We start from the raw sequence: 24,286 nt of genomic DNA, 5'->3' as shown, positions 1-24,286 counted from the left end.
ACGGAGGAACGGATCATGGTTTTCAAGGAGCAGACATTTCACGGGCTCGAGCCCGAGATGGAAATAGAGATCGCCAATCGTGCAGCGGTCGAAGCGGCCGTCGCCAATGCGCTGGCGATTGCCGGCGGCATCGATGCGTCGGATGTCGAGGTGACGATGGAGTACGACCAGATCGTATTGAGCGGCACCGTGGGCACGGTGGGCGAAATCGAACGGGCAACCGCGGTTGCCCAAGCCGTCGAGGGCGTGCATGTGGTGCAGAACCGGATCCTGCTTGGCGGAGCCTCGCTCGACGGCACGCATTAGCCGGATGACGGGTTACCCCCGGGCCAGACCTGCGGGACGAGGAATAGTTCCACGTCGTCGCCTATAAGCTGGCGCTCAGCTGATCAACCGGCGAAGCGTTCGACGAGGAAGGACGAGCCGGCCAGACGATCTGTCTTCTGCGCGGCGACCGACCCTTGCGGCTGATAGGCGATGGCAAGCAGCACGGCGCTGACGGCGACATAGGCGATAGCCAAAAGAATCATCTTGATACGCATGATGAATACTCCTGTTTCACAATAAACGCGGCTGATATTGCGAAGTTCCTCATCGGCGGGGTCAGATAGGAAAAGCCCGGCCGATAGGCTCAGCCGGGCTTCCCTGCATGGATTGCCTTATCGGCAGATTCGGGTTTCCTTGACGACCGTATGGCCGTGACGGCGGATTTTTTCCGTCTTGGTGAAGCAGTCCTGGGAGACGTGGCGCGGCCGCATGTGATGGCGGTAATAGGGCCGTTCCGCGTGACGGTAAGTGGGACGCGCATCATCCGTGGTGATGGTCACACTTGCCGCCTGGGACGGCATTGCGGAAAAAATGGACGCAGCAGCAAGCGTGCAGGCAAGGATAATCTGTTTCATGACAAGCCTCTCTTTCTGAGTTGGTCACGGCATCAACTCGCCGGAAGTGCCGTCGGTTCAATCACATAGAGTTACCGATTGTGACGGAGGCAGAAACCTTTGACGCGCCGGATCGTTAGCGCAGGGGATAGCCGGAGGCATCAATCATGGGACCGATTGCAAGGATCATCACCGTCGTCGCCGGGCTTGCCGGCGGCACGGTGTTTTCGCAGGCGCCGGAATTTGCCCAGCAATACCGCCAGCGGATCGGCGGGGCGATCGACGAATTGCGGGTCATCGTCGAGGATTTCAATGCCCAGGCGGCCGCGCACCATCTCGATCGCCAGCAGGCGCTGAACGCCTATGCGTTATCGTCCGACGATTTCCTGCGCGACCGCGGCGTCTCGATGCAGAGCACGATCTCGCGCTATGAAACGCTGCTCTCGCAGCAGTTCCACCTCGGCACCGCCGCCCCAGTCGCCAAACCTTTCGTTCTGCTGGGGAATGCCGATGACGTCGTTTTCGCCAATACCTGGCGCGACTTCGTGCCCGGCGTCCCCGTCAGCTTTGCGGGTCTTGTCTGGGGCGCGATTGGCTTTGTCGGAGGTTGGGTCGTGGCGGCGTTACTGGGATTGGGGGCGCGGCGGTGGACAAGAACCACGCGGCCGTCACCCCGGCCTTGGAAGAATGGAAGCGGCTGAAGACACTCGGGGTCGGTATATCATGACTAATTGCGCTAGCCGGTCTCACAGTCGGCGGGATGGTCGCCTATGCGAGCGATGGTGCTGTGGCGACCCTTAGGCATTGGCTGAAAATCAACTGATCGCCAGCGCTTTGCGTGCAAGGCTTTGACAGAAGCGCTTTTGGCCGGATCGGAGATTATTTCGGCTTAACCGGTTTTCACAACGGCTCGTGACAACATTCAAAACTCATCTTAAGGATTTGTTAAACTATAAAAGCGCGGGAGGCTCGCATGGACGGGGGCGGAGTCGAGAAGCCGTTTTACCCAAACTTCAACATGATCAGGCTCGTCGCAGCCTCGATGGTCATCTTCTCGCATGCGTTCCTCATCTCGGAAAAGACCGAGGCGAACGAGCCCTTTGTGCGTTTGCTCGGCGAGGGCAAGCTTCTCGGCATATTCGGCGTCTATGTGTTTTTCATCACGAGCGGGTTCCTCGTCACGCAGAGCGCGCAGTTCGGCAGCGTGGGTGGTTTTCTCTGGCGGCGGGCGCTGAGGATATATCCGGCGCTCGTCGTCTGCACGCTGCTCAGCGTCTATGTCTTAGGCCCCTTCTTCAGCCCGTTGGGAATCAGCGGTTACTTGCTCAAGTCGCTTCATGTGAAGACGACAGTGCATTCGTTGCTCGATCCGAGCTTTGGCATGACCCTGCCGCATGTGCAGTTTTATGATCCAGCAATCTCGTCGCTTGCCATCTCCATCAACGGCTCTCTCTGGACGATCGGGCAGGAAATCTTGTGCTACCTGATCGTCGCGGGATTAATGGCAATCGCGTGTCTGCGAGCGCCGTTCATGGCACTTGCGCTCGCCGTGGGCGTGACCTGGGAGCTCTTCTTCGATCATCCGTGGCCAGACAGACGGCTCCTGACTGATTTCACTTTCATCGCTCCCTACTTCTTCTGCGGTTCGTTTCTCTGGTTCGTGATGGACAGGCGGCAGCCAAATATTGTCCTGGCGTTGATCTTCGTGGCGCTCGGCGTGCTCTGCCTCGTCTTCTGGCCCGCCTATCTCCACGGACCTATGTTGTTTGCCTATCCGCTTGCCTACATCGCGACTTCACCGACCATACGCCTGCCGACCCTCGATCGGTTGGGCGACGTCTCCTACGGGACCTATCTCTATGGCTGGCCAGTGGAGCAGGTGATGAACCATGCCCTCGGCCAGTACAGCACGTGGTGGATGGTCTTCGCCCTTTCTTTGCCGACAAGCTTGTTGCTCGGCTGGCTTTCATGGCATCTGCTGGAAAAGCGTGCGCTGCGATTGAAGCGAATTTCATCCTTCCAGCGGCAGCCTTTCAGTCCGTTAAGCTGACTTCGACCCACACACCCGAGCGAGTGCAGTCTGGCGCGCTTGATCAGAAGGTTCTGCCCGTCACATTTGGCCGTGTCGCCATCGACGACGGTCAACGATGCGCAGATGATGCAGCAATCATCGCAATATCTATTCGTTCGTCGTGGCCGACGGCTCTGCCAAAGACGGGCACCGTGTGCATAACCTATACAGCTCCTGATGACTGGCAACATGTTGCATCTCATGTTGCACGGATTCGCCGCGACCTCGTTGAAATGCTTGGAAATCAGGGGAAGCGCTTGCAACACGAATGCAACAAGCGAAATGGATTATCTAGTCGTAAGTTATTGAAATTAATGGTGATCCCGGCGCGATTCGAACGCGCGACCCCCAGATTAGGAATCTGGTGCTCTATCCTGCTGAGCTACGGGACCACTTGAGTGCCATGCATACAAAAGGCTTGGCGCGAAGCCAAGCCTTAATTGTTGCTAAAGGCCAAGGCGTTGTTCGGCGAGGCGGACCCAATAGGAGATGCCGTGGGCGATGGCTTCGTCGTTGAAGTCGTAGGCCGGGTTGTGGAGGCCGGCGCTGTCGCCGTTGCCGATGAAGATGAAGGCGCCGGGACGGGCGTTCAGCATATAGGAGAAATCCTCGCCGCCCATCATCGGATCGATCTCGGCGTTGACGTTGCCTTCGCCGGCGATGGCGCTGGCGGTGGCGACCGCATGCTCGGTCTCATCGGGATGGTTGACGGTGACGGGATAGTTGCGGTGGAAGCTGATGTCGGCCTCGGCGCCGTGGGCCGCGACCAGTCCCTCGATGATCTGCCGGAACCGCGTCTCGGCAAGTGTGCGCACCTCCGGGTCGAGGGTGCGGACCGTACCGGCGAAGGTCGCATCGTTCGGAATGACGTTATGGGCGAAGCCGGCATTGAACTTGGTCACCGAGACGACGACCGAGCGCAGCGGATCGGCGGTGCGCGAGGCGATCATCTGCAAATTGGCGATGATCTGGGCGCCGATGGCGATCGGGTCGATCGTCTTATGCGGCTGGGCGGCGTGGCCACCGCGGCCCTTGACGGTGACGGTGAATTCGTCGGTCGCCGCCATGATCGCGCCCTTGCGGGTGGCGAACTGGCCGACAGGCAGGCCCGGCAGATTGTGCATGCCGTAGACCTCTTCGATAGCGAAGCGCTCCATCATGCCGTCCTTGACCATCAGATTGCCGCCGCCGCCGCCTTCTTCGGCGGGTTGGAAGATAACGGCAACATTGCCGTTGAAGTTGCGGGTCTCGGCCAGGTATTTCGCGGCGCCGAGCAGCATGGCGGTGTGGCCGTCATGGCCGCAGGCATGCATCTTGCCCGGCGTCTTCGAGGCCCAGGGCTTGCCGGTGATCTCAGTCAGCGGCAGGGCGTCCATGTCGGCGCGCAGGCCGACCGTGCGGGAGCCTTCGCCCTTGCCCTTGATCAGGCCGACGACACCGGTGCGGCCGATGCCGGTGACGATCTCGTCGACGCCGAATTCCTTGAGTTTTTCGGCGACGAAGGCGGCCGTGTTTTCCACCGCGAAGAGGAGTTCGGGCCGGGCGTGGATGTGGCGGCGCCATTCGGCGACCTCGTCCTGCAACTCCGCGGCTCTGTTCAAAATCGGCATATCGGCGTTCCTGTTATGAAGTCTCGACAATCTTTCATCGCTTCACGAGGGTGTGAGGCTGTGGAAATTACTTAGTCAATGACCTTTGCCATGTCATAGCCATATAGGCTAAATAGGGGAGGATTTCGAGATTTTCCTGATATCTGAAGGACGAACCGTGTCGACGCGCCACTTCCGTTTGTTTGCTGCCTTGCGGCCGCTTTCTTTCGTATCAGCGGCGACTGCCGTTTTTCTGGGCTCTTTTTCGCTTGCCCAGGCCAATCCGCATATTCTGGTCGATGTGCAGACCGGCCGCGTGCTCGAGCATGAAGAAGCCTTCCGCAAATGGTATCCGGCCTCGCTGACCAAGCTGATGACCGTCTATACCGTGTTCGATGCGATCCGCGCCGGGCAGATCAGCCTCGATACACCCATCGTCATGAGCAAGCGCGCCGCCGCGCAGCCTGCCGCCAAGATGTATTTCAAGCCGGGCCAGAAGCTGACGCTCGATAGCGCGCTGAAGATCCTGATGGTGAAATCGGCCAACGACATCGCGGTCGCGGTTGCCGAAGCCATCGGCGGCACGCAGGAGGGCTTCGTGACGCGGATGAACGGCGAGGCGCTGAAGCTCGGCATGACGGATTCGCATTTCGTCAATCCGAACGGCCTGCCCGGCAAGGGCCAGTATACGACGGCGCGCGACCTTGCGGTGCTGACGGTGGCGCTGCGCCGCGATTTTCCGCAATATGCCGGCTATTTTTCGCTGGAAGGTTTCACCAACGGCCAGCAGAACGTGCCGAGCCTCAATATGCTGATCGGCCGTTTCGCGGGCGCCGACGGCATGAAGACCGGTTTCATCTGCGCCTCGGGCTTCAACCAGATCGGCTCGGCGACGCGCAACGGCCGCACGCTGGTCTCCGTTGTGCTCGGCACCGACAGCCTTGCGGCGCGTGCCGATGCGACGGCGAATCTTTTGCAGAAGGGCTTCACCACCCAGCCTGCCAGCAACGACACGCTGGGTTCGCTGAGACCTTACGGGGTGGGACAGGACCAGGTAACCGACATCAGCGCCGATATCTGCAGCGCCAAGGGCGCCAAGGTGCGCAGCGAAACGCGCGACGAGGTCGGCCGCATGAAGGTGCAGTCACCCTATATCCAGCCGATGGACCACGATCCGCAATTCGTCTTTGCCGGGCTCATTCCGGGCCAGGATCCGCAGCCGGCCGCGCAGCCGGAAAAAATGGCGCGCGGTGATACGGCAGGAGCGATCGCCAACGTGCCGGTGCCGATGCCGCGCCCGACATCCTTCTAAGCTTTAAGGTAAGATGATATGAGCGCGCTCAACGACAGGATTCCGGTCACCATCCTGACCGGCTTTCTCGGCGCCGGCAAATCGACGCTCCTCAACCGCATCCTCAAAGATCCTGTCATGAAGGATGCGGCCGTCATCATCAACGAATTCGGCGATGTCGGCATCGATCATCTTCTGGTCGAAAGTTCCGGCGATTCGATCATCGAACTGTCCGATGGATGCCTCTGCTGCACCGTGCGCGGCGAGCTTGTCGATACGCTGGCCAACCTGATGGACGCGGTGCAGACGGGCCGCGTCAAGCCGGTCAAGCGCGTCGTCATCGAGACGACGGGCCTTGCCGATCCTTCGCCGGTCATGCAGGCGATCATGGGCAACCCCGTCATCGCCACGAATTTCGAGCTGGATGGCGTCGTCACTGTCGTCGACGCAGTGAATGGGCTGCAGACGCTCGACAATCATGAGGAAGCGCGCAAGCAGGCGGCGGTCGCCGACCGGCTGATCGTTTCGAAAAAATCGATGGCCGAGGTGACGGGTGGGCTGGAAAAGCGCCTGCGGGCGCTCAATCCGCGTGCCGTGATGATGGATGCCGACAGCGCCGAGGCCGGCAGTGCCGCAGTGCTGGTCAACGGGCTCTACGATCCGGCGACGAAGATTGCCGATGTCGGCCGCTGGCTGCAGGACGAGGATGCACACGAGGCGCATCACAATCACGACCATGATCGTGATGGACATCACGATCATCATCATGATGGCGATCACCATGGTCCCCACCATCATGATCATGCTGCGGATCAGGACCCGCACGACGTCAATCGTCACGATGCCTCGATCCGCTCTTTCTCGATCATCGAGGAGAAGCCGATCGATCCGATGGCGCTCGAGATGTTTATCGATCTTCTGCGTTCGGCTCATGGCGAGAAGCTGCTGCGGATGAAGGCGATCGTGTCCGTTTCCGACCGTCCGGATCGGCCGCTGGTGCTGCATGGGGTGCAGAGCATCTTCCATCCGCCGGTGCGGCTCCCCGCCTGGCCGGGGGAAGACCGGCGCACGCGCATGGTGCTGATCACCCGGGATCTGCCGGAAGCCTTCGTGAAGGATCTCTTCGACGCCTTCCTCGGCAAGCCGCGCATCGATATGCCCGATCGTGTAGCGCTGTCGGACAATCCGCTCGCTATCCCCGGCCTTAGAATTTAGCGCTTGCGAATCAGGAAGCGGTGGCCGTTTTCGGTCTTTTCCGTCTCGATCAGCTCGTGACCGTCCTCATTGCAGAAATGCGGCATATCGATCACGGCCAGCGGATCGGTGGTGTCGACGCGAATGAGCGTGCCGCTCGCCATCGCGGCGAGCTTCTTGCGTGTCTTGATCACGGGAAATGGGCATTTCAGGCCGCGAAGATCGTAGAGAACGGGGTTCAAGCCGTTCAGTTCCTCGCCCAGAATTTCCAGAACGGCTTCTTTGCCGTGGCTTCCGCCGTTTCCTGCGGTTCGGGCGCCGCAAAGGCCAGTGGGTTCTGCATCGGCACCGGCACGACCGCAGGGGTCGCGGCAGCGACGGCCACTGCCTGCGGCTGGGCAGGTGCTAGAGGTGTCGCGCCCGGCGCGCTCTTGGCAGCGAGGCCCTGCGCGGTGCGCTTGGCCATCATGTCTTCGAGTTCGGCGACCTTGACCATGCGGCCGGCTTCCAGCGAGGTGCCGGTCGGAGCGTAAGCAAGTTCGCGGCCCTTGCGCGTCTTGGCGACCACGGCCTTGCGCTCGGCTTCCGTGGGATCGTACCAGGCCATGCCGTCAAATTTGCTCATCGCCTTGGCATAATCGGCATCGTAGGTCTTGCCGTAGGAGGCAAGGGCGGCCGTCAGCGCCGGCGGCGTCGACATAGCCGGGCACTTGCCGGCGGCATTGAAGGCGCTGCCGTCGGTTGCCTGCTGGTTGAAGACGTACTTCTTCTCGCAGACGTTCACCTCAGGCGGGCGCTTCGTCACTTCGAAATTGTCGTAACCGACCTTCAGCATCTTCCAGAAGTCGTAATTGCCGTCGAGACGATGCTTGACCATGTTTTCCGCCGTCATGCGGAAGGGGAAGGCCTGCAGCTGCACGGTCGCCTGGCCGCCCTTGAAGGCGTCGCGGGCAAAAGCGTAGATCTCCAGCACCTGCTGGTCGGTCATCGAATAGCAGCCGGAGGAGGAGCAGGCGCCGTGGATCATCAGATCGGAACCGCTGCGGCCGTTCGCCGCGTCGTAGCGGTTCGGGAAGCCGGTATTGATCGCCAGATAATATTTGGAATTAGGATTCAGGTTGGCGCGCGTCAGGTCGTAGAAACCTTCCGGGGCCTGCCGGTCGCCGGTCTTTACCTTCGGGCCGAGACGGCCGGACCAGGCGCAGATCTTGTAATCGGCGATCTTGTCGAAACGGTTGTCGGTTTTCGCCTTCCAGATCTCCATGGCACCTTCTTCCTTGAAGATGCGGATCATGATCGGCGAATTACGGTCCATGCCCTTGGCGGACATCTGAGCGAGGATATGGCTGGGAAGCGGCTGCTCGACCTTGTTCTTGACCTTGGAAAGATCGACCTGCGCGGTTTCCAACGCGTCATTGCAGCCGGACAGAGCCAGCGCCATGAGGGAAATATAGGCAAAATGACGTATGCGCATCCAAACTAGCCCATAAAGATAGTGCGACCCGGTCCGCCTATGGAGTCCGGGCATCAGAAGGAATCATAGGCGGCTTATACTTTATAAATCCTTACCAGCCTATGACTGTGCCTGGAACATCCCCGCAAGCGCGAATGCTACAGATAACATCAATGTGGCCAAGATTTGGCCCCAATCGGCGAAGAGCCGAATGTCTGCTAGAGATTGCGGCCTATGGCGAGAAATTTCTGGCGGCGGTCGTTGCGCAGCTGTTCGCCGGAGCGGGGTGCCATCTCAGCCAGCGCGCTGGCGATTACGTCGCCGGTTGCGGCTATCACGCTGTCGGGATCGCGATGCGCGCCGCCGAGCGGCTCGGAAATGATGCCGTCGATAACACCGAGCGATTTCAGGTCCTCGGCGGTGATCTTCATGTTGGTCGCCGCTTCCCGGGCGCGGGTGGAATCGCGCCAGAGGATGGAAGCTGCCCCTTCGGGCGAGATGACACTGTAGATCGAATGCTCGAGCATATAGACCTTGTTGCCGGTGGCGATGGCGATCGCGCCGCCCGAGCCGCCTTCGCCGATGACGACGGAAACGAGGGGAACCTTGACGCCGAGACACATTTCCGTCGAGCGGGCGATCGCCTCGGCCTGGCCGCGCTCTTCGGCGCCGACGCCGGGATAGGCGCCTGCCGTATCCACCAGCGAAATCACCGGCAGGCCGAAACGATCGGCCATTTCAAGGATGCGGATCGCCTTTCGGTAGCCTTCCGGGCGGGGGCTGCCGAAATTGTGCTTGATGCGGCTCTTGGTGTCGTTGCCCTTTTCCTGGCCGATGACGGCGACGGGTTGGCCGCGGAAGCGGGCAAGGCCCGCCTGGATCGCGGCATCCTCGGAAAATTTGCGGTCGCCGGCGAGCGGTGTGAATTCCTGGAACAGGGTCTTGGCGTAATCGATGAAATGCGGTCGCTGTGGATGGCGGGCGACCTGAGTCTTCTGCCAGGGATTGAGCTTGGAATAGATTTCGACGATCGCCTCGCGGACGCGAACCTCCAGCCGGCCGATCTCATCGGTGGTGTCGATGCTCTCGTCTTCCGTTGCGAGCTTCTTCAGCTCGATGATCTTGCCTTCGAGGTCGGAGATCGGCTTTTCGAAGTCGAGATAATTGTGCATGAGGTGCGTTTCCGTTCCTTGTGCCCGGGGCGTTTTCCTGGCTCCGCCCCATGTCGCCGGTCCTATTCGTGCTTTTTCGCCTGTTTGGCAAGGGGGTGATGCGTCTGGACAAGCTGCTGCAGCCTCTCTTCGAGGACATGTGTGTAGATCTGCGTGGTCGAAATGTCCGAATGGCCGAGGAGTTCCTGTACGACGCGCAGATCGGCGCCGTTCGCCAGCAGGTGGCTGGCAAAGGCGTGGCGCATGACATGCGGCGAGATCAGCGACGGCGTCAGGCCGGCGCGGATCGCCAGGTTCTTGAGGTCGCGGGCAAAAACCTGGCGCGGCAGGTATCCCTCCTTCGAGGCGGAGGGAAACAGCCACGGGCTTTCCTGCCGTTCCTTCACGGCTGCATTTTCGGCCGCCAGCAGGCGCCCGTAGGATTTCAGGGCTGATATTGCCGAATGCGACAGCGGCACCAGCCGCTCCTTGTTGCCCTTGCCACGGATCATCAGGAAACGGCCTTCCTGATCGAGCACGCGGGCGGGAAGCGAGACGAGTTCGCTGACCCGCATTCCGGTGGCATAGAGCAGCTCCAGCAGCGCCAGCATGCGCAGGCGCTGCAGCTGGCCCGGAGCCGTATCCTCCGCCTCGGCCTCGGCCTGCGAAAGCAGCCTGCCGACCTCTTCGACGCCCATCGTCTTCGGCAGCGGACGGCCCTTCTTCGGCGCGTCGAGAATGCCTGTGGGGTCGTCGGTCCTCAGGCCCTCGGCATAGAGGAACTTGTAGAACTGCCGCATGGCGGCAAGCCGGCGCGCCTGGGACGAGGGTTTGAAGCCCTCTCGGGCGAGCGAGGAGAGATAGGCGGCGAGATCGGCGGAGGCGGCTTCTGTGAGCCGTATGCTGCGCTCGGTCAGGAAGGAGCGGACGTCGTCGAGATCGCGCTCATAGGATTGCAGCGTGTTGGCGGCAGCGCCGCGCTCGGCGCTCATCATCTCCAGGAAGGATTCCACATGGACGCGGCCGAGATCCACCATGCCGGTCACTTCCTGGTCGTGTCGATCGCGCCCGTGGCGGGCGGATTGACCCGCTCGGACGGAATGCGGATCGTCACGTCGCGCTGCTGCGGCTCCACGAAGGTCACAAGCGCCAGCATCGCTCCGTAGACCGTCCCGGCGAGGATCGCGCAGACGAACAGGAAACGGAACAGGGTCGGCATCCAGCAACTCCTTCATGCTCTGCTTCTGTTATAAGAAGCCTATCTGCAAGTGCAAGAAGCGGTATTCAAGCCATGATTCCCTTGTCCGCGACTTGACGCTCCATCTGCATTTGTCGATACCGTTTGCAAACAAAGTGTGAATGGACCGATGAGTGAACAACTGCTGACCGTTGCTGACAGCTTGAAAGACAGAGCTCGCGCCGCGCTCGGTTCACGCAATCTGATCCTTGTCGGCCTGATGGGCGCCGGCAAATCCTCCGTCGGGCGCATCGTCGCCAGCCAGCTCTCCATTCCCTTCATCGACAGCGATCTCGAGATCGAGCGGGTTTCGCGCATGACGATCGCCGAGCTTTTCGCCGCCTATGGCGAGCAAGAGTTTCGGGCGTTGGAAGCGCGGGTGATCAAGCGGCTGCTAAAGAGCGGGCCGCGTGTCGTCTCTACCGGCGGCGGCGCCTTCATCAACGACCGGACGCGCAAACATATCAAGAAGGGCGGCCTCTCCGTCTGGCTGAAGGCCGATCTCGACGTGCTCTGGGACCGGGTCGCCAAGCGCGACACGCGGCCGCTGCTCAAGACCGAAAATCCGAAGCAGACGCTCGAGGGCCTGATGAATGCGCGTTATCCGATCTATGCGCAGGCCGACCTGACCGTGCTTTCGCGCGACGTCCGCAAGGAAATCATGGCCGACGAAGTCTTAAAGGCCTTGATCGAAGCTCAGAAGGAAAGTGCAGCGTCATGAATGCGATAACCTCCGCCTCCGCCATCCGAACGGTGCATGTGCCGCTCGGCGAGCGCGCCTACGACATCCTGATCGGGCCGGGGCTGATTGCGCGGGCCGGCGCCGAGATCGCCTCTCGCCTCAAGGGCCGCAAGGCGGCCGTTATCACCGACGAAAATGTCGCGCCGCTCTATCTCAAAGCTCTCGTCGCAAGTCTGGATGAAGCGGGTATCGCCTCGGCTGAGGTCGTCCTGCCGGCCGGCGAGAAGACCAAGAGCTTCGAACATCTGATCACGGCCTGCGACAAGGTGCTTGAGGCGCGCGTCGAGCGTAACGATTACGTCATCGCGCTCGGCGGCGGCGTCATCGGCGATCTTTCGGGATTTGCGGCCGGCATCGTCCGCCGCGGCGTGCGCTTCGTGCAGGTACCGACCTCGCTGCTGTCGCAGGTCGATTCTTCCGTCGGCGGCAAGACCGGGATCAATTCCCGCCACGGCAAGAATCTGATCGGCGTCTTCCACCAGCCGGACCTGGTTCTGGCCGATACGGATGTGCTGAATTCGCTGAGCGCGCGCGAATTCCGCGCAGGTTACGCCGAGGTCGCAAAATACGGGCTGATCGACAAGCCGGATTTCTTTGCCTGGCTGGAAGCGAACTGGAAGGCAGTTTTTACCGGCGGCTCCGCACGCATCGAGGCGATTGCCGCCAGCTGCCAGGCGAAGGCCGATGTCGTCGTTGCCGACGAGCGTGAGAACGGTCAGCGGGCGCTGCTCAATCTCGGCCATACCTTCGGTCATGCGCTGGAAGCGGCGACTGCCTATGACAGTTCCCGCCTTGTGCATGGCGAGGGCGTTTCGATCGGCATGGTGCTGGCGCATGAATTCTCCGCACGGATGAACCTTGCAAGCCCCGACGATGCGCGCCGCGTCGAGCGGCATCTGAAGGAGGTCGGCCTGCCAACCCGCATGTCCGACATTCCGGGCGAACTGCCGCCGGCCGAAACGTTGATGGACGCGATCGCCCAGGACAAGAAGGTCAAGAGCGGCAAGCTCACCTTCATCCTGACGCGCGGGATCGGCCAGTCCTTCGTCGCCGACGACGTGCCGGCGTCCGAAGTGATCAGCTTTCTTCGGGAAAAACACGCCTGATGTCGGTCGAAGGCGCTCTGGCATTTCTTTCGACATATTGGCCGGAGATCCTTTCGATCACGGCGCTCGTGCTCATGTCCGCCTTCTTTTCCGGCTCCGAGACCGCGCTGACCGCCGTTTCGCGCAGCCGTATCCATACGCTCGAGGTCAACGGCGACGAACGCGCCGGCCTCGTCCGGCAGTTGATCGAACGGCGCGACCGGCTGATCGGTGCGCTGCTCATCGGCAACAATCTCGCCAATATCCTGTCCTCCTCGATCGCCACCAGCCTCTTCCTCGGGCTGTTCGGCAGTTCCGGCGTGGCGCTGGCGACGCTCGCGATGACCGTCATCCTGGTGATCTTCGCGGAAGTGCTTCCGAAGAGCTGGGCGATTTCGGCGCCTGAGCGCTTCGCACTCGCCATCGCGCTGCCGGCCAGGCTGTTCGTTGCCGTCGTCGGCCCGGTTTCCTCCTTCGTCAATGCGATCGTGCGGCAGATTCTTTCGCTGTTCGGCATCAATCTCTCACGAGAGACATCGATGCTGACGGCGCATGAGGAACTGCGCGGTGCCGTCGATCTGCTGCACCGCGAGGGATCGGTGGTGAAGGCCGACCGCGACCGCCTCGGCGGCGTGCTCGATCTTAGCGAGCTCGAACTGTCCGACATCATGGTCCACCGCACCGCGATGCGGGCGATCAACGCCGACGATGCGCCGGAAGCGGTGGTGCGGGTTATCCTCGAAAGCCCCTATACGCGCATGCCGCTGTGGCGTGGCACGATCGACAACATCATCGGCGTCGTCCATGCCAAGGATCTGCTGCGGGCGCTTGCCGAGCCGAACATGGAGCCGCAGAACCTCGATATCGTGAAGATCGCGCAGAAGCCGTGGTTCGTGCCCGACAGCACCAACCTCGAGGACCAGCTCAACGCCTTCCTGCGGCGCAAGCAGCATTTCGCCGTCGTCGTCGACGAATATGGCGAGGTGCAGGGCATCGTCACGCTGGAAGATATTCTCGAGGAAATCGTCGGCGACATTTCCGACGAACACGATATCGAAATACAGGGCGTGCGTCAGGAGGCTGACGGCTCCGTCGTCGTCGACGGCGGCGTTCCGATCCGCGACCTGAACCGCGCGCTCGACTGGAACCTGCCCGATGAGGAGGCGACGACGATCGCCGGCCTCGTTATCCACGAATCGATGACCATCCCGGAAGAGCGCCAAGCCTTCACCTTCTACGGCAAGCGTTTCGTCGTCATGAAGCGGGAGAAGAACCGCATCACCAAGCTGCGCATCCGCCCGGCCGGAGAAGACGGCGCAAAGCCAGCCTGATTCTGCTTGGATCGTAGACGGCTAGTGCCTATATGGGTTGCGTGCCGCTACCAGCGGGTCGGTTCACCAGGTGCAGCCGGTTCGACGGCCAGCGCATGCAGGCCGGCATCGAGCTCCGGTTTCAGCAGGTCGGTGATTGCCCGGTGGCGCGCCAGCCGCGACAGGCCGGCGAATTTTCCGGAAACGATCCTCACCCGCATATGGGTTTCGCCGGTGCCCGTGATATCGGGTTGGTGGCCGGCATGCAGATGGCTTTCGTCGATGACGCTCAGGCGTTCGGGCGCGAAGGCTTCGACAAGTTTTTCTTCGATGCGGGTTCGCAGGGTCATCATCCGGTCTTGCTGTTCGCGAAAAGGGTTCCTACCAAGCCTGCAACATTCCCGTTTGTCAATTCTTGTTGTCGCTTCGCGACAGCCCCATAATTAGCGCCGTCATGAGACTTGATTCCAAATATTTCGATCGCATCCGAACACGCCGCAAACGCGAGCCGGAGACAGAGCAGGCGCCGCCTACCTGTCAATGGGACGGGTGTGACAAGAAGGGCGCGCATCGCGCTCCGGTCGGCCGCAATGCGGAAGGCCAGTTCTTCTTGTTCTGCTTCGAGCACGTCAAGGAATACAACAAGGGCTACAATTATTTCTCCGGTCTTTCGGACGGCGAGATCGCGCGTTACCAGAAAGAGGCGATCACCGGCCATCGGCCGACATGGACGGTCGGCGTCAACAAGGCGGCGAAGGACAGTCCGCTGCATTCGGAGATCCGCTCCGGCGCCTATACCCGCGTTCGCGATCCCTTCGGCTTCGTCAAGGAAGGCGGCAAGGGCAGCGGACCGCGTTTTCCCCAGGCGCGCAAGCTGAAATCGCTTGAGACCAAGGCCTTCGAAACGATGAGCCTCGACGCCAATGCGACATCGGCGGAGATCAAGAGCCGCTACAAGGAACTGGTGAAGAAACACCATCCGGATGCCAATGGCGGCGACCGCGGCTCGGAGGAGCGTTTCCGCGCCGTCATCCAGGCCTATCAATTGTTGAAGCAGAACGGTTTTTGTTAATTCCCGTCCTTGCTCTTAGGCTTCAATCGGGTATGGTCCAAATCGGCTGAGGCCGCAGGCAAACGCGGCTCATATTTGTGCGTTTTCCCGACATCGCCTCCGCCGACCTTCCGGACGCGGCGTTTCTTGTCCGGGACTCTTTCAAGAATGCTCGCACGCGGTCATTATCCCGCCGAGGTTTCGTTTCAGTCCCGGAGAAGCATCGCCGACGTTCCGACCTGAACGGGCGCGGAATAAAAAAACGCGGCGTCTGGGTTGCGACATGGCCTGAGACAGTATGGCCGGGTGGCATCACCCGCCTTGGAGACACGATGAGCAAGATCGACCTGGATATATCAGAACTGCCCGATACCACCGTTTCGGTCCGCGAGGCCTTCGGCATCGATTCCGACATTCGCGTTCCCGCCTACAGCAAGGGCGACGCCTATGTTCCGGACCTCGACACCGACTACCTGTTCGACCGCGACACGACGCTCGCCATTCTCGCAGGCTTCGCCCATAACCGCCGCGTGATGATTTCCGGCTATCACGGCACGGGCAAGTCCTCGCATATCGAGCAGGTGGCGGCGCGGCTCAACTGGCCTTGCGTGCGCATCAACCTCGATAGCCATGTCAGCCGTATCGATCTCGTCGGCAAGGATGCGATCGTCGTCAAGGACGGGCTGCAGGTCACCGAATTCAAAGACGGCATCCTGCCCTGGGCCTATCAGCACAATGTCGCGCTGGTCTTCGACGAATATGATGCCGGCCGCCCCGATGTGATGTTCGTGATTCAGCGCGTACTCGAATCCTCCGGGCGCCTGACGCTGCTCGATCAGAGCCGCGTCATTCGGCCGCACCCGGCCTTCCGTCTGTTTGCGACTGCGAACACGATCGGCCTCGGCGACACGACCGGCCTCTATCACGGCACGCAGCAGATCAACCAGGCGCAGATGGACCGCTGGTCGATCGTCACCACGCTGAACTACCTGCCGCATGATCACGAAGTGAATATCGTCGCCGCCAAGGTGAAGAGCTTCGGCAAGGACAAGAACGGCCGTGAGACGGTTTCGAAGATGGTGCGCGTCGCCGACCTGACGCGTGCCGCCTTCATGAACGGCGATCTCTCGACCGTCATGAGCCCGCGTACGGTTATCACCTGGGCCGAAAACGCCGAAATCTTCGGCGATCTCGCCTTCGCCTTCCGCGTCACCTTCCTCAACAAGTGCGACGAGCTGGAGCGTCCGTTGGTCGCCGAGCATTATCAGCGCGCCTTCGGCGTCGAGCTGAAGGAAAGTGCCGCCAACATCGTTCTCGGGGCTTGAGACCGACCGATCATGGCAGCTCGCGGTGACAATTCGAAAGCAAAGCCCGGCGCGCCTGTCGACGTCGAGCCATTGCGCCGGGCGATAACCGGCTGCGTGCGCTCGATCGCCGGTGACGGCGACGTCGAGGTGACCTTCGCCAATGAGCGGCCGGGGATGACCGGCGAGCGCATTCGGCTGCCGGAACTTTCCAAACGGCCGACGGCGCATGAGCTGGCGGTCACCCGTGGTCTCGGCGATTCGATGGCGCTGCGGCTCGCCTGCCATGACGAGAAGATGCATGCGACGATGGCGCCGCAAGGCTCGGACGCCCGGGCGATCTTCGATGTAGTCGAACAGGCGCGCGTCGAATCGATCGGCGCGCTGCGCATGGAGGGCATGGCATCGAACCTGCGCTCCATGACGGAAGAGAAATATTCCAAGGCGAATTTGACCGGCATCGAGCGCCAGGAAGACGCACCGGTCGGCGAAGCGGTTGCGATGATGGTGCGCGAGAAGCTGACTGGCCAGCGCCCGCCAGCCTCCGCCGGCAAGGTGCTGGACCTCTGGCGCGACTTTATCGAGGACAAGGCAGGGTCCGAACTCGACAATCTGTCGAGCGCGATCAACGACCAGCAGGCCTTCGCCAAGGTCATCCGCAACATGCTGTCGGCGATGGAAATGGCCGAGGAATACGGCGACGATGACAGCGACGCCGACAATGACGACCAGTCGGAGCAGGAAGACCAGCCGAGCGGCGACGAACAGGACCAGGACGAGGTCGACGAGGATGCCGGTACCGATGCCGCCCCCGTCGAGGACAGTGAGGTCGCCGACGAGCAGATGGAGGACGGCGAGACCGAAGGCGCCGAAATCTCCGACGACGACATGATGGAAGAGGGCGAGGACGATTCGGAAACGCCGGGCGAGACCCGCCGGCCGAATACGCCTTTTGCCGATTTCAACGAGAAGGTCGATTATCACGTCTTTACCGAAGAGTTCGACGAGATCATCACCGCCGAGGAACTTTGCGACGCCGCCGAGCTGGAGCGCCTGCGCGCCTTCCTCGACAAGCAGCTGGCGCATCTCCAGGGCGCGGTCGGCCGTCTCGCCAACCGGCTGCAGCGCCGCCTGATGGCGCAGCAGAACCGCTCCTGGGATTTCGACCTGGAAGAGGGTTATCTCGATCCGGCCCGGCTGCAGCGCATCATCATCGATCCGATGCAGGCGCTCTCCTTCAAGATGGAGCGCGACACCCAGTTCCGCGATACTGTCGTTACCCTGCTCATCGACAATTCCGGCTCGATGCGCGGCCGGCCGATCACGGTTGCCGCCACTTGCGCTGATATTCTCGCCCGCACGCTGGAGCGCTGCGGCGTCAAGGTCGAGATCCTGGGCTTTACGACCAAGGCCTGGAAGGGCGGGCAGGCGCGTGAAAGCTGGCTTGCCGGCGGCAAGCCGCAGACGCCTGGCCGCCTCAACGACCTGCGTCATATCATCTACAAGTCGGCCGACGCGCCGTGGCGGCGCGCGCGCGCCAATCTCGGGCTGATGATGCGCGAGGGCCTGCTCAAGGAAAATATCGACGGCGAGGCGCTGATCTGGGCGCATAATCGCCTGCTCGCGCGCCGCGAGCAGCGCCGCATCCTGATGATGATCTCGGACGGAGCGCCAGTGGACGATTCGACGCTGTCGGTCAATCCGGGCAATTATCTGGAGCGGCACCTGCGTGCCGTCATCGAGCAGATCGAGACACGCTCGCCTGTCGAGTTGCTGGCGATCGGCATCGGCCATGACGTGACGCGCTACTATCGCCGCGCCGTGACGATCGTCGATGCGGACGAGCTTGCCGGTGCGATGACCGAGCAGCTTGCCTCGCTTTTCGAAGACCAATCCGTGCAGCCGCGCGGCGGCCGGATACGCCGTGCCGGCTGACGCCGCTGGAAGAATGACGGTCAAGCGCCTCTGCCGTGCGGCGTCGATCGCTCTCGGTATCGCAGCCGGCGCTTCCTCGTCATGGGCCGGCGACGACGTGCCGGTCATTAGCCGGCAAATCTCCGATTTCAGGATCGGCTCTTCGGAGATGCAATTCGGATCGCTGGAATTTCTGGGCGGGCTGGAAATGGTGTCCAGCCGAGCGCTGTTCGGCTCGCTCTCCTCCATCCGTTTCCGGCCGGACCAAAAACATTTCGTCGTCGTGCTCGATACCGGCCAGTGGCTGACCGGCAGCATCGAGCGCGACGTCAAGGGCAGGCTTTCCGGCCTTTCGGATGTCGAGATCACGCCGATGAAGAACAGCGCCGGGCGCAGCTTCGAGGGCAAGGGACATATGGATGCCGAAGGCCTGGCGCTCGACGGCGACCGGATCCTGGTCTCCTTCGAGCAGGCTCATCGCGTCGATGTCTATCCCGATCCCGGCTTTGCCGGCTCGGGAGCGATCGCCACCCTGCCGATCCTCATCCCGCGGAAGATGCTGAGCGACAATCGAGGTATCGAAACCATCACCGTGGCGCCGGCATCGAGCCCACTCAAGGGCGGGGTGGTCATCATCTCCGAGCGCGGTCTCGACAGCGATGGCAACCGGATGGCGGCCATTCTCAGCGGGCCGCTGAAAGGACGTTTCTCGGTCGAGCGGGATGGCAGCTTCGACATCACCGACGGCGCCTTCCTGCCGAACGGCGACCTGTTGCTGCTGGAGCGCCGCTTCAACATGGCCGAAGGCATCGGCATGCGCCTTCGGCGCATCAAGGGCGCCGACATCAGGCCCGGCGCCGTCGTTGACGGCGAATTGCTGCTGGAAGGTAATTTCAACTCGCAGATCGACAATATGGAAGGGCTCGATGCTTTTCAGGCCGCCGACGGCACGACCCATATCATTCTGGTGTCGGACGACAATCATTCGATCCTGCAGCGCAATCTGATGCTGGAATTCCGGCTTTCGGAAGAGGCCGCGTGGGCAGCGCCGAGTTCCCAGAAGCGGAATTAATCCAAGACGTCAGACCGATGTCATATGCCTCGGCTATCCCCCGCGGCATCGGGAAGCAGTCTTCGCAGGGAGATTCATGGTGCATATTCATGTCATGGGCGCGTCCGGTTCCGGTACGACATCGCTCGGCCATGCGCTTGCCGAAAGGCTCGATATCGCCCATCTCGACACTGATGATTTCTTCTGGATGCCGACCGATCCGCCGTTCACGACGCCGAGGAATGCCGACGAGCGCATCCGGCTGCTCCTCGAGGAAGCGGCACGGCATGACGGCTGGGTCCTCTCCGGATCCGCGCTGAAATGGGGTGGGCCATTGGAGCCGCTTTACGATCTGATCCTATTCCTCAGGATCGAGCCGGGGCTTCGAATGGCGCGCATCCGCGTGCGGGAGATTGCCCGATATGGAAACAGGATCGGGCCTGGTGGCGACATGGAAGTTAAAAGCGGGGAATTCCAGGAATGGGCGGCCAGCTATGAGACGGCCGGCCCCGAGGGTCGCAGCCTTGCGGCGCATGAACAATGGCTGGATACGCAGACGGCGCCGGTGTTGCGGCTCGATTCGTCAAGAGATATCGACGATCTGGTTGCCGAGGCTCTGCTGCATCCCGCGATCACCGCCGGTGCGGTCCGGCGGCGTCCGTGATTAGCTGGCGCGAGCGGCCTGCATCGGCCGCAGCACGTTCATCAGCGCGCCATAAGGCAGCAGCATGACGAGGCCGACGATCATCTTCACGACGAAATCGCCGATCGCCCAGGAAATCCATCGCGGAGCCTCCGTGGCGAAAACGCCGAGGACGGGGGCTGCTTCCAGCGCAAAGGGGTCGTTCGGGCCGAGGAAGACGAAGAACGCGGCGAAGGAAAGCGAGAAGAACATCACCGTATCGAGCGCCGAGCCGATCAGCGAACCGACCAGCGGCGCGCGCCACCAGGCCTGGCGGCGAAGGCGGTTGAAGACGGCGATATCGAGCAACTGGCCGGCGAGATAGGCCGAGCCGGAGGCGATGGCGATGCGTGGCACCGAGGTGAAGAAGGAGAGCGTCACACCGACGACGAAGCCGGCAAAGACGACCTTGCGGGCTGCCTGCGGGCCGAACTGACGGTTGGTCAGGTCGGTGATCAGGAAAGCGATCGGATAGGAGAAGGCGCCCCAGGTCAGGATGTCGGCAAGGTTGATGCCGGCGACTTCGGCGTTCAGCGGAAACTGGACGAGGAAGTTGGAGGCGACGACGACGAGCGTCATCAGCGCGACATAGGCGATGGTATAGCGGGTCTTCAGCATTTTTTTATCCTGGGTGATGCCACCAGTTGGAGGAGCAAACCGGCAAAGCAAAAGGCTTGTCCGGTATTATCCGTTCAAGCCTTTTGAAGCCGTATGAAAGAAGGGCAGAAGGAAGCTTACGCAGCAGCGGCTTCGGCGGTCTTCTTGGCGATCTGACGGCGCAACAGGCGCGCGCGCATCGACAATTCGTTTTCGCTGGCCTTCAGCAGGAAGGCATCGAGGCCGCCACGATGCTCGACGGTGCGAAGAGCGGCAGCCGAAACGCGAAGACGATAACGCTGGTTGAGAGCGTCGGAAATCAGCGTGACCTGGCACAGGTTCGGCAGGAACCGGCGCTTGGTCTTGTTGTTGGCATGGCTGACATTGTTACCAGTCAGGACGGCCTTGCCGGTCAATTCGCACACGCGGGACATGGAACACCTATTCTTGTTTTTCTCGGGCCATCGAATTGCCATTCCCGGCAAAACCAGGCGCGCAATCCAACGGGCATGATTGGAAAGTTGCGGTTCTATAGTCAGACAGGCTGCTCGCGTCAAGCCAAACCTTGGCCTTTCCCGCAATTCTGTCAAAAAGCTGCTGTTTTCTTCCCTTCGCGGCAGGAGTATAGACCGCTCAGCAAAGGTTGCCAGCGCGCAGCAAGACAAGGCTTTTTTCCATGGCTCATTCGGGCAGACGGATTTTCATTTCGGCCATCGCCGCACTTCTTGCCATACCCGCATCGGCGGCCGAAATCCAGCATCGGACGGAATACCGGGTGGCGCTCGCCGGGCTGCCGATCGCGCGCGCCGCGTTCCTGACGCAGATCGAGGACGATCACAGCTACAAGATCGCCGGGAGCATCAATTCCGCCGGTCTTGCCGATCTCATCACGACGATTTCGGCCAAGACCAGCGTGAGCGGCGTCGTGCGCAATGACAGATTGCAGGCGCAGAAATACTCGCTCTACTACAAGAGCGGCAAGAGGAAGGCCCGCGTCTACGAGGTCAGCTACCGCAACGGCAACATCATCTCGGCGACGACGACACCGATGCCGAAGCGCCCGAAGAACTGGATCGACGTCACGCCGCGCGACATGCGCTCGGTGCTCGATCCGATCTCCGGCCTGGTCTTCACCGGCGATACCAAGGTCTGCTCGCAGACGCTGCCGATCTTCGACGGCGAGACGCGCATGGATCTGGTGCTGTCGCCGAAGGGCGACGAGGATTTTTCCACCAATGGGTTCAAGGGCAAGGCGACCGTCTGCAGCGTCCGCTTCGTGCCGCGCTCGGGCTACAAGAAGGGCCGCAAGGATATCGACTATCTGAGCAAGAGCGATCGCATGGAAATCTGGTTTGCCAAGTCGGACGCGGCAAATGTATACGCTCCTGTTTATGTGCGCATTCCAACCGAATATGGAATGGTGACGATCACTGCCGTCAAATACGGCAGCAACAGCTGACGGGGCTTCTGCCTCCGTGAAGGGGGACAGGTGAAGCTTCGCGCGACGTTGATCGGCTTTACGGCCATTCTGATGTGGTCGTTCCTGGCGTTGTTCACGGCCGCCTCCGGCAAGATGCCACCGTTCCAGCTTTCGGCCGTCTGCTTTGCGATCGGCAGCATTCCCGGCCTCGTCGTGCTTATCCTCAATCCCGCGCGGCTGGCGCTGCTGAAGCAGCCGGCCAAGGTCTGGATAACCGGCATTGCGGGGCTGTTCGGTTATCACTTCCTCTATTTTACCGCGCTCCGGAACGCGCCGGCGGTGGAGGCGGGGCTGGTCGCCTATCTCTGGCCGCTGTTGATCGTCGTCGGTTCGGCGCTGCTGCCGGGCGAACGGTTGCACTGGTATCATGCGGCGGGTGCGCTTGCCGGACTTTGCGGTACCTTCCTGATCGTCGGTCGCAACGGCATCGATTTCGACGGCGCCTATGCCGTCGGTTACGGTGCCGCCTTTCTCTGCGCCTTCACATGGTCCGGCTATTCGCTGCTGACGCGGCGTTTCGACGCCGTCTCCACGGATGTCGTCACCGGCTTCTGCCTTGCGACATCCATGCTGTCGTTGCTCTGCCATCTCGGCCTGGAGACGACCGTCTGGTCGGCAACGAGTTTCGAGTGGGTCGCCGTCGCCGGGCTTGGGCTCTTTCCGGTCGGGGCTGCCTTCTACGCGTGGGATTACGGCGTCAAGAACGGCGATATCCAGATTCTCGGCGCGGCAAGTTACGCCGCACCTCTGCTTTCGACGCTTATTCTGCTGCTGTTTGGATTTGCCGAGCCGAGCTGGCGCATTGCTCTCGCCTGCGTGCTCGTCACCGGCGGGGCGGTGCTCGCCGCCCAGGACATGTTCCGCCGCAAGAGCCAGGCGCAGCCCGCAGCAGCAGAATAGGCCTTAGATAGTTGGAGCATGGTGTCGCCCGAAAACCGCTCACACTTTTCGGCATCATGCTCTAGCCGCCGGGCTTCCAACCGGGCGGCGCCATCTCGAAGCTCGAAAACTCGAAGCCGGGCGAGACGGTGCAGCCGACCAGGGTGAAATCGCCGAGGGTTTCGGCCGATTGCCACCAATTGGCGGGAATGATCGCCTGCGGCCGCTCGCCGGCGGACAGGTTGGTTCCGAGCGTCAGGGTTTGGCTTGCCGTTCCGTCTTCCGAGCGGTGCAGCGAGAGCGGCGCGCCGGCGTAATAATGCCAGGCCTCCGCCGCGTCATGGACGCGATGCCAGTGCGAACGCTGTCCCCTGGTCAGCAGGTAATAGATCGCTGTCGAGTGGCCGCGTTCCCCGCCCGCCGTATCGCGGAATGTCTGCACGTACCAGCCACCTTCGGGATGCGGCTGCATGCCGAGTTCGCGGATGATGTCCTCAGGCGACATCAGAAATGGTCCTTGCGCTTGCGGATCTCTGCAAAGACTTCCTCGTTGGTCTTGCCTTCCATCAGCAGATTGCGGCGGATCGCCGGATCGGCGGCGCGCAGGAACGGGTTGGTTTCCTTTTCCAGCCCCAATGTCGTCGGGATGGTGAATTTGCCATCGGCGCGCAAGGCCTCGATCTCGGCGGCGCGGCTCTTCAGTCGCTCATTGTCGGGATCGACGGTCAGCGCGAAGCGGGCATTGGACAATGTGTATTCATGGCCGAAGTAGATGGCGGTCTCATCGGGCAACACGGCGAGTTTCTGCAGGGAATGCCACATATCGGCGGCCGGGCGTTCGAACAGCCGGCCGCAGCCGAGCGCAAACAGCGTGTCGGCTGCAAACAGCAGCTTGTCATCGACGAAGTGATAGCAGATGTGGCCGGCGGTGTGGCCGGGTGTCTCGATGACGTTGACGGTGTGATCGCCGAAAAGGAAGCTGTCGCCATCGGCCATCGTCCGATCGAGGCCGGGAATGGCGACGGCCTCGTTGATCGGGCCGATGATCTCGCAGCCGAATTGTTCCTTCAGCGCCAGGTTGGCAGTGACATGGTCGGTGTGATGATGAGTGGTGAAGATATGGGTGATTTTCCAGCCGCGACGTGTCGCCGCTTCCAGGATCGGCGCCTCCTCCGGCGCATCGATCGCCGCGGTAAAGCCTGTCTCCGGATCGTGCACGAGAACGCCGAAATTGTCGGTGCGGCAGAGAAAAACGTCTATTTCCAAAGGTTTCATCGTTCAATAATCCCTTATCCCAGGAGTCTCGCGGAAATGTAGAGGTTCC

28 protein-coding genes, 1 tRNA gene and 1 pseudogene are annotated in these 24,286 nt (G+C 61.5%); 16 read left to right on the top strand and 14 right to left on the bottom strand.

Annotated elements, in window-relative coordinates; translation table 11 throughout:
* Positions 1-15 precede the first annotated feature (15 nt).
* Positions 16-306: a BON domain-containing protein gene (locus AC2444_RS19750; RefSeq protein WP_012759213.1), complete on the top strand. Its 291-nt coding sequence runs from the start codon at positions 16-18 to the stop codon at positions 304-306.
* 83 nt (positions 307-389) lie between these two features.
* On the opposite strand, the gene AC2444_RS19745 is transcribed toward AC2444_RS19750, so the two are convergent.
* Together AC2444_RS19745 and AC2444_RS19740 are read right to left on the bottom strand one after the other, a co-directional pair.
* On the bottom strand, positions 390-542 hold the full coding sequence (locus AC2444_RS19745) for a hypothetical protein (RefSeq protein WP_012759212.1): 153 nt from the start codon (positions 540-542) through the stop codon (positions 390-392).
* A 117-nt stretch (positions 543-659) separates the two neighbouring features.
* Positions 660-902, bottom strand: coding sequence for a hypothetical protein (locus tag AC2444_RS19740; protein WP_012759211.1), 243 nt, complete (start codon positions 900-902; stop codon positions 660-662).
* A 146-nt stretch (positions 903-1,048) separates the two neighbouring features.
* On the opposite strand from AC2444_RS19740, the gene AC2444_RS19735 reads away from it, so the two are divergent.
* The 3 genes and pseudogenes from AC2444_RS19735 to AC2444_RS19725 all read left to right on the top strand — a co-directional run bounded on the left by AC2444_RS19735 (position 1,049) and on the right by AC2444_RS19725 (position 2,931).
* Complete coding sequence (locus tag AC2444_RS19735; protein WP_012759210.1) at positions 1,049-1,582, top strand: DUF2937 family protein; 534 nt, start codon at positions 1,049-1,051, stop codon at positions 1,580-1,582.
* Positions 1,528-1,704 (top strand): annotated as a pseudogene (locus AC2444_RS19730) (DUF1515 domain-containing protein); the annotation flags it as partial. The gene AC2444_RS19735 and the pseudogene AC2444_RS19730, both read left to right, overlap by 55 nt.
* 150 nt (positions 1,705-1,854) lie before the next feature.
* The gene (locus AC2444_RS19725) at positions 1,855-2,931 is read left to right on the top strand and encodes an acyltransferase family protein (RefSeq protein WP_012759209.1); all 1,077 of its coding nucleotides are present in this window, start codon (positions 1,855-1,857) and stop codon (positions 2,929-2,931) included.
* A gap of 336 nt (positions 2,932-3,267) precedes the next feature.
* Here the strand turns inward: AC2444_RS19725 and AC2444_RS19720 are convergent.
* Both AC2444_RS19720 and AC2444_RS19715 read right to left on the bottom strand, forming a co-directional pair.
* Positions 3,268-3,344, bottom strand: a tRNA-Arg gene (locus AC2444_RS19720).
* A gap of 54 nt (positions 3,345-3,398) precedes the next feature.
* Positions 3,399-4,562, bottom strand: a complete 1,164-nt coding sequence (locus tag AC2444_RS19715; protein ID WP_012759208.1) for a M20 aminoacylase family protein — start codon at positions 4,560-4,562, stop codon at positions 3,399-3,401.
* A gap of 157 nt (positions 4,563-4,719) precedes the next feature.
* On the opposite strand from AC2444_RS19715, the gene AC2444_RS19710 reads away from it, so the two are divergent.
* Together AC2444_RS19710 and AC2444_RS19705 are read left to right on the top strand one after the other, a co-directional pair.
* Positions 4,720-5,853, top strand: a complete 1,134-nt coding sequence (locus AC2444_RS19710; RefSeq protein WP_012759207.1) for a D-alanyl-D-alanine carboxypeptidase family protein — start codon at positions 4,720-4,722, stop codon at positions 5,851-5,853.
* Between the two features lie 18 nt (positions 5,854-5,871).
* On the top strand, positions 5,872-7,047 hold the full coding sequence (locus AC2444_RS19705; RefSeq protein ID WP_012759206.1) for a CobW family GTP-binding protein: 1,176 nt from the start codon (positions 5,872-5,874) through the stop codon (positions 7,045-7,047).
* Here the strand turns inward: AC2444_RS19705 and AC2444_RS19700 are convergent.
* The 5 genes from AC2444_RS19700 to AC2444_RS19680 all read right to left on the bottom strand — a co-directional run bounded on the left by AC2444_RS19700 (position 7,044) and on the right by AC2444_RS19680 (position 10,849).
* Positions 7,044-7,268 (bottom strand): sulfurtransferase TusA family protein, encoded by a 225-nt coding sequence (locus tag AC2444_RS19700; protein ID WP_012759205.1) that lies wholly within the window; start codon positions 7,266-7,268, stop codon positions 7,044-7,046. The genes AC2444_RS19705 and AC2444_RS19700 overlap by 4 nt on opposite strands.
* Before the next feature lie 5 nt (positions 7,269-7,273).
* On the bottom strand, positions 7,274-8,500 hold the full coding sequence (locus AC2444_RS19695; RefSeq protein WP_012759204.1) for a L,D-transpeptidase family protein: 1,227 nt from the start codon (positions 8,498-8,500) through the stop codon (positions 7,274-7,276).
* Positions 8,501-8,697: 197 nt separating this feature from the next.
* Positions 8,698-9,651: an acetyl-CoA carboxylase carboxyltransferase subunit alpha gene (locus tag AC2444_RS19690; protein ID WP_012759203.1), complete on the bottom strand. Its 954-nt coding sequence runs from the start codon at positions 9,649-9,651 to the stop codon at positions 8,698-8,700.
* 62 nt (positions 9,652-9,713) lie between these two features.
* Positions 9,714-10,667, bottom strand: a complete 954-nt coding sequence (gene xerD, locus AC2444_RS19685; RefSeq protein WP_017995332.1) for a site-specific tyrosine recombinase XerD — start codon at positions 10,665-10,667, stop codon at positions 9,714-9,716.
* A 5-nt stretch (positions 10,668-10,672) separates the two neighbouring features.
* Positions 10,673-10,849, bottom strand: a complete 177-nt coding sequence (locus tag AC2444_RS19680; protein WP_012759201.1) for a hypothetical protein — start codon at positions 10,847-10,849, stop codon at positions 10,673-10,675.
* Between the two features lie 148 nt (positions 10,850-10,997).
* Here AC2444_RS19680 and AC2444_RS19675 point away from each other — a divergent pair, with 148 nt between their 5' ends.
* The 3 genes from AC2444_RS19675 to AC2444_RS19665 are packed head-to-tail and all read left to right on the top strand — an operon-like array spanning position 10,998 to position 14,025.
* Entirely contained in the window at positions 10,998-11,588 is a 591-nt protein-coding gene (locus tag AC2444_RS19675) for a shikimate kinase (RefSeq protein WP_012759200.1), read from the top strand.
* On the top strand, positions 11,585-12,715 hold the full coding sequence (gene aroB, locus AC2444_RS19670; protein WP_012759199.1) for a 3-dehydroquinate synthase: 1,131 nt from the start codon (positions 11,585-11,587) through the stop codon (positions 12,713-12,715). The genes AC2444_RS19675 and aroB overlap by 4 nt, the downstream gene beginning before the upstream one ends.
* Positions 12,715-14,025: an HlyC/CorC family transporter gene (locus AC2444_RS19665; RefSeq protein ID WP_012759198.1), complete on the top strand. Its 1,311-nt coding sequence runs from the start codon at positions 12,715-12,717 to the stop codon at positions 14,023-14,025. Before aroB ends, AC2444_RS19665 begins: the two co-directional genes overlap by 1 nt.
* A 47-nt stretch (positions 14,026-14,072) precedes the next feature.
* Here AC2444_RS19665 and AC2444_RS19660 read toward each other — a convergent pair whose 3' ends face one another.
* Positions 14,073-14,357 carry a BolA family protein gene (locus tag AC2444_RS19660; RefSeq protein WP_012759197.1) on the bottom strand — a complete coding sequence of 95 codons (285 nt, stop codon included), beginning with the start codon at positions 14,355-14,357 and terminating at the stop codon, positions 14,073-14,075.
* A gap of 101 nt (positions 14,358-14,458) precedes the next feature.
* On the opposite strand from AC2444_RS19660, the gene AC2444_RS19655 reads away from it, so the two are divergent.
* The 5 genes from AC2444_RS19655 to AC2444_RS19635 all read left to right on the top strand — a co-directional run bounded on the left by AC2444_RS19655 (position 14,459) and on the right by AC2444_RS19635 (position 19,988).
* Positions 14,459-15,076: a J domain-containing protein gene (locus tag AC2444_RS19655; RefSeq protein WP_012759196.1), complete on the top strand. Its 618-nt coding sequence runs from the start codon at positions 14,459-14,461 to the stop codon at positions 15,074-15,076.
* Between the two features lie 311 nt (positions 15,077-15,387).
* Positions 15,388-16,380 carry a cobaltochelatase subunit CobS gene (cobS, locus tag AC2444_RS19650; RefSeq protein WP_012759195.1) on the top strand — a complete coding sequence of 331 codons (993 nt, stop codon included), beginning with the start codon at positions 15,388-15,390 and terminating at the stop codon, positions 16,378-16,380.
* A gap of 12 nt (positions 16,381-16,392) precedes the next feature.
* Positions 16,393-18,294 carry a cobaltochelatase subunit CobT gene (gene cobT, locus AC2444_RS19645; RefSeq protein ID WP_012759194.1) on the top strand — a complete coding sequence of 634 codons (1,902 nt, stop codon included), beginning with the start codon at positions 16,393-16,395 and terminating at the stop codon, positions 18,292-18,294.
* A gap of 13 nt (positions 18,295-18,307) precedes the next feature.
* Positions 18,308-19,345 carry an esterase-like activity of phytase family protein gene (locus AC2444_RS19640; protein WP_012759193.1) on the top strand — a complete coding sequence of 346 codons (1,038 nt, stop codon included), beginning with the start codon at positions 18,308-18,310 and terminating at the stop codon, positions 19,343-19,345.
* A 76-nt stretch (positions 19,346-19,421) separates the two neighbouring features.
* Positions 19,422-19,988 carry an ATP-binding protein gene (locus tag AC2444_RS19635; RefSeq protein ID WP_012759192.1) on the top strand — a complete coding sequence of 189 codons (567 nt, stop codon included), beginning with the start codon at positions 19,422-19,424 and terminating at the stop codon, positions 19,986-19,988.
* Here AC2444_RS19635 and AC2444_RS19630 read toward each other — a convergent pair whose 3' ends face one another.
* Together AC2444_RS19630 and rpmB are read right to left on the bottom strand one after the other, a co-directional pair.
* Entirely contained in the window at positions 19,989-20,624 is a 636-nt protein-coding gene (locus AC2444_RS19630) for a queuosine precursor transporter (protein WP_012759191.1), read from the bottom strand.
* 116 nt (positions 20,625-20,740) lie between these two features.
* Entirely contained in the window at positions 20,741-21,037 is a 297-nt protein-coding gene (gene rpmB / locus AC2444_RS19625) for a 50S ribosomal protein L28 (RefSeq protein ID WP_003543341.1), read from the bottom strand.
* A gap of 242 nt (positions 21,038-21,279) precedes the next feature.
* On the opposite strand from rpmB, the gene AC2444_RS19620 reads away from it, so the two are divergent.
* The gene (locus AC2444_RS19620; RefSeq protein ID WP_012759190.1) at positions 21,280-22,062 is read left to right on the top strand and encodes a DUF3108 domain-containing protein; all 783 of its coding nucleotides are present in this window, start codon (positions 21,280-21,282) and stop codon (positions 22,060-22,062) included.
* 30 nt (positions 22,063-22,092) lie between these two features.
* Positions 22,093-22,983 carry an aromatic amino acid exporter YddG gene (yddG, locus tag AC2444_RS19615; RefSeq protein WP_012759189.1) on the top strand — a complete coding sequence of 297 codons (891 nt, stop codon included), beginning with the start codon at positions 22,093-22,095 and terminating at the stop codon, positions 22,981-22,983.
* Positions 22,984-23,044: 61 nt separating this feature from the next.
* Here the strand turns inward: yddG and AC2444_RS19610 are convergent, their stop codons facing one another.
* Both AC2444_RS19610 and gloB read right to left on the bottom strand, forming a co-directional pair.
* The gene (locus AC2444_RS19610) at positions 23,045-23,467 is read right to left on the bottom strand and encodes a cupin domain-containing protein (RefSeq protein ID WP_012759188.1); all 423 of its coding nucleotides are present in this window, start codon (positions 23,465-23,467) and stop codon (positions 23,045-23,047) included.
* Positions 23,467-24,237, bottom strand: a complete 771-nt coding sequence (gloB, locus tag AC2444_RS19605; RefSeq protein ID WP_012759187.1) for a hydroxyacylglutathione hydrolase — start codon at positions 24,235-24,237, stop codon at positions 23,467-23,469. Before gloB ends, AC2444_RS19610 begins: the two co-directional genes overlap by 1 nt.
* Positions 24,238-24,286: the final 49 nt, after the last annotated feature.

It is taken from the genome of Rhizobium sp. WSM1328 (genome assembly GCF_057653715.1).
Note: the sequence above shows the minus strand (reverse complement) of the source record. Positions and strands in the feature narration are given on the sequence as shown.

What these genes read in the sequence shown, in the direction of transcription:
- cobT (WP_012759194.1), top strand. Translation starts at nt 16,393, where the DNA reads ATGGCAGCTCGCGGTGACAATTCGAAAGCAAAGCCCGGCGCGCCTGTC.
- aroB (WP_012759199.1), top strand. Translation starts at nt 11,585, where the DNA reads ATGAATGCGATAACCTCCGCCTCCGCCATCCGAACGGTGCATGTGCCG.
- AC2444_RS19750 (WP_012759213.1), top strand. Translation starts at nt 16, where the DNA reads ATGGTTTTCAAGGAGCAGACATTTCACGGGCTCGAGCCCGAGATGGAA.
- AC2444_RS19630 (WP_012759191.1), bottom strand. Translation starts at nt 20,624, where the DNA reads ATGCTGAAGACCCGCTATACCATCGCCTATGTCGCGCTGATGACGCTC.
- AC2444_RS19735 (WP_012759210.1), top strand. Translation starts at nt 1,049, where the DNA reads ATGGGACCGATTGCAAGGATCATCACCGTCGTCGCCGGGCTTGCCGGC.
- AC2444_RS19665 (WP_012759198.1), top strand. Translation starts at nt 12,715, where the DNA reads ATGTCGGTCGAAGGCGCTCTGGCATTTCTTTCGACATATTGGCCGGAG.
- AC2444_RS19740 (WP_012759211.1), bottom strand. Translation starts at nt 902, where the DNA reads ATGAAACAGATTATCCTTGCCTGCACGCTTGCTGCTGCGTCCATTTTT.
- AC2444_RS19705 (WP_012759206.1), top strand. Translation starts at nt 5,872, where the DNA reads ATGAGCGCGCTCAACGACAGGATTCCGGTCACCATCCTGACCGGCTTT.
- AC2444_RS19680 (WP_012759201.1), bottom strand. Translation starts at nt 10,849, where the DNA reads ATGCCGACCCTGTTCCGTTTCCTGTTCGTCTGCGCGATCCTCGCCGGG.
- cobS (WP_012759195.1), top strand. Translation starts at nt 15,388, where the DNA reads ATGAGCAAGATCGACCTGGATATATCAGAACTGCCCGATACCACCGTT.
- gloB (WP_012759187.1), bottom strand. Translation starts at nt 24,237, where the DNA reads ATGAAACCTTTGGAAATAGACGTTTTTCTCTGCCGCACCGACAATTTC.
- AC2444_RS19635 (WP_012759192.1), top strand. Translation starts at nt 19,422, where the DNA reads ATGGTGCATATTCATGTCATGGGCGCGTCCGGTTCCGGTACGACATCG.
- AC2444_RS19715 (WP_012759208.1), bottom strand. Translation starts at nt 4,562, where the DNA reads ATGCCGATTTTGAACAGAGCCGCGGAGTTGCAGGACGAGGTCGCCGAA.
- AC2444_RS19610 (WP_012759188.1), bottom strand. Translation starts at nt 23,467, where the DNA reads ATGTCGCCTGAGGACATCATCCGCGAACTCGGCATGCAGCCGCATCCC.
- xerD (WP_017995332.1), bottom strand. Translation starts at nt 10,667, where the DNA reads ATGGTGGATCTCGGCCGCGTCCATGTGGAATCCTTCCTGGAGATGATG.
- AC2444_RS19695 (WP_012759204.1), bottom strand. Translation starts at nt 8,500, where the DNA reads ATGCGCATACGTCATTTTGCCTATATTTCCCTCATGGCGCTGGCTCTG.
- AC2444_RS19725 (WP_012759209.1), top strand. Translation starts at nt 1,855, where the DNA reads ATGGACGGGGGCGGAGTCGAGAAGCCGTTTTACCCAAACTTCAACATG.
- AC2444_RS19640 (WP_012759193.1), top strand. Translation starts at nt 18,308, where the DNA reads ATGACGGTCAAGCGCCTCTGCCGTGCGGCGTCGATCGCTCTCGGTATC.
- rpmB (WP_003543341.1), bottom strand. Translation starts at nt 21,037, where the DNA reads ATGTCCCGCGTGTGCGAATTGACCGGCAAGGCCGTCCTGACTGGTAAC.
- AC2444_RS19620 (WP_012759190.1), top strand. Translation starts at nt 21,280, where the DNA reads ATGGCTCATTCGGGCAGACGGATTTTCATTTCGGCCATCGCCGCACTT.
- AC2444_RS19690 (WP_012759203.1), bottom strand. Translation starts at nt 9,651, where the DNA reads ATGCACAATTATCTCGACTTCGAAAAGCCGATCTCCGACCTCGAAGGC.
- AC2444_RS19745 (WP_012759212.1), bottom strand. Translation starts at nt 542, where the DNA reads ATGCGTATCAAGATGATTCTTTTGGCTATCGCCTATGTCGCCGTCAGC.
- AC2444_RS19655 (WP_012759196.1), top strand. Translation starts at nt 14,459, where the DNA reads ATGAGACTTGATTCCAAATATTTCGATCGCATCCGAACACGCCGCAAA.
- AC2444_RS19660 (WP_012759197.1), bottom strand. Translation starts at nt 14,357, where the DNA reads ATGATGACCCTGCGAACCCGCATCGAAGAAAAACTTGTCGAAGCCTTC.
- AC2444_RS19675 (WP_012759200.1), top strand. Translation starts at nt 10,998, where the DNA reads ATGAGTGAACAACTGCTGACCGTTGCTGACAGCTTGAAAGACAGAGCT.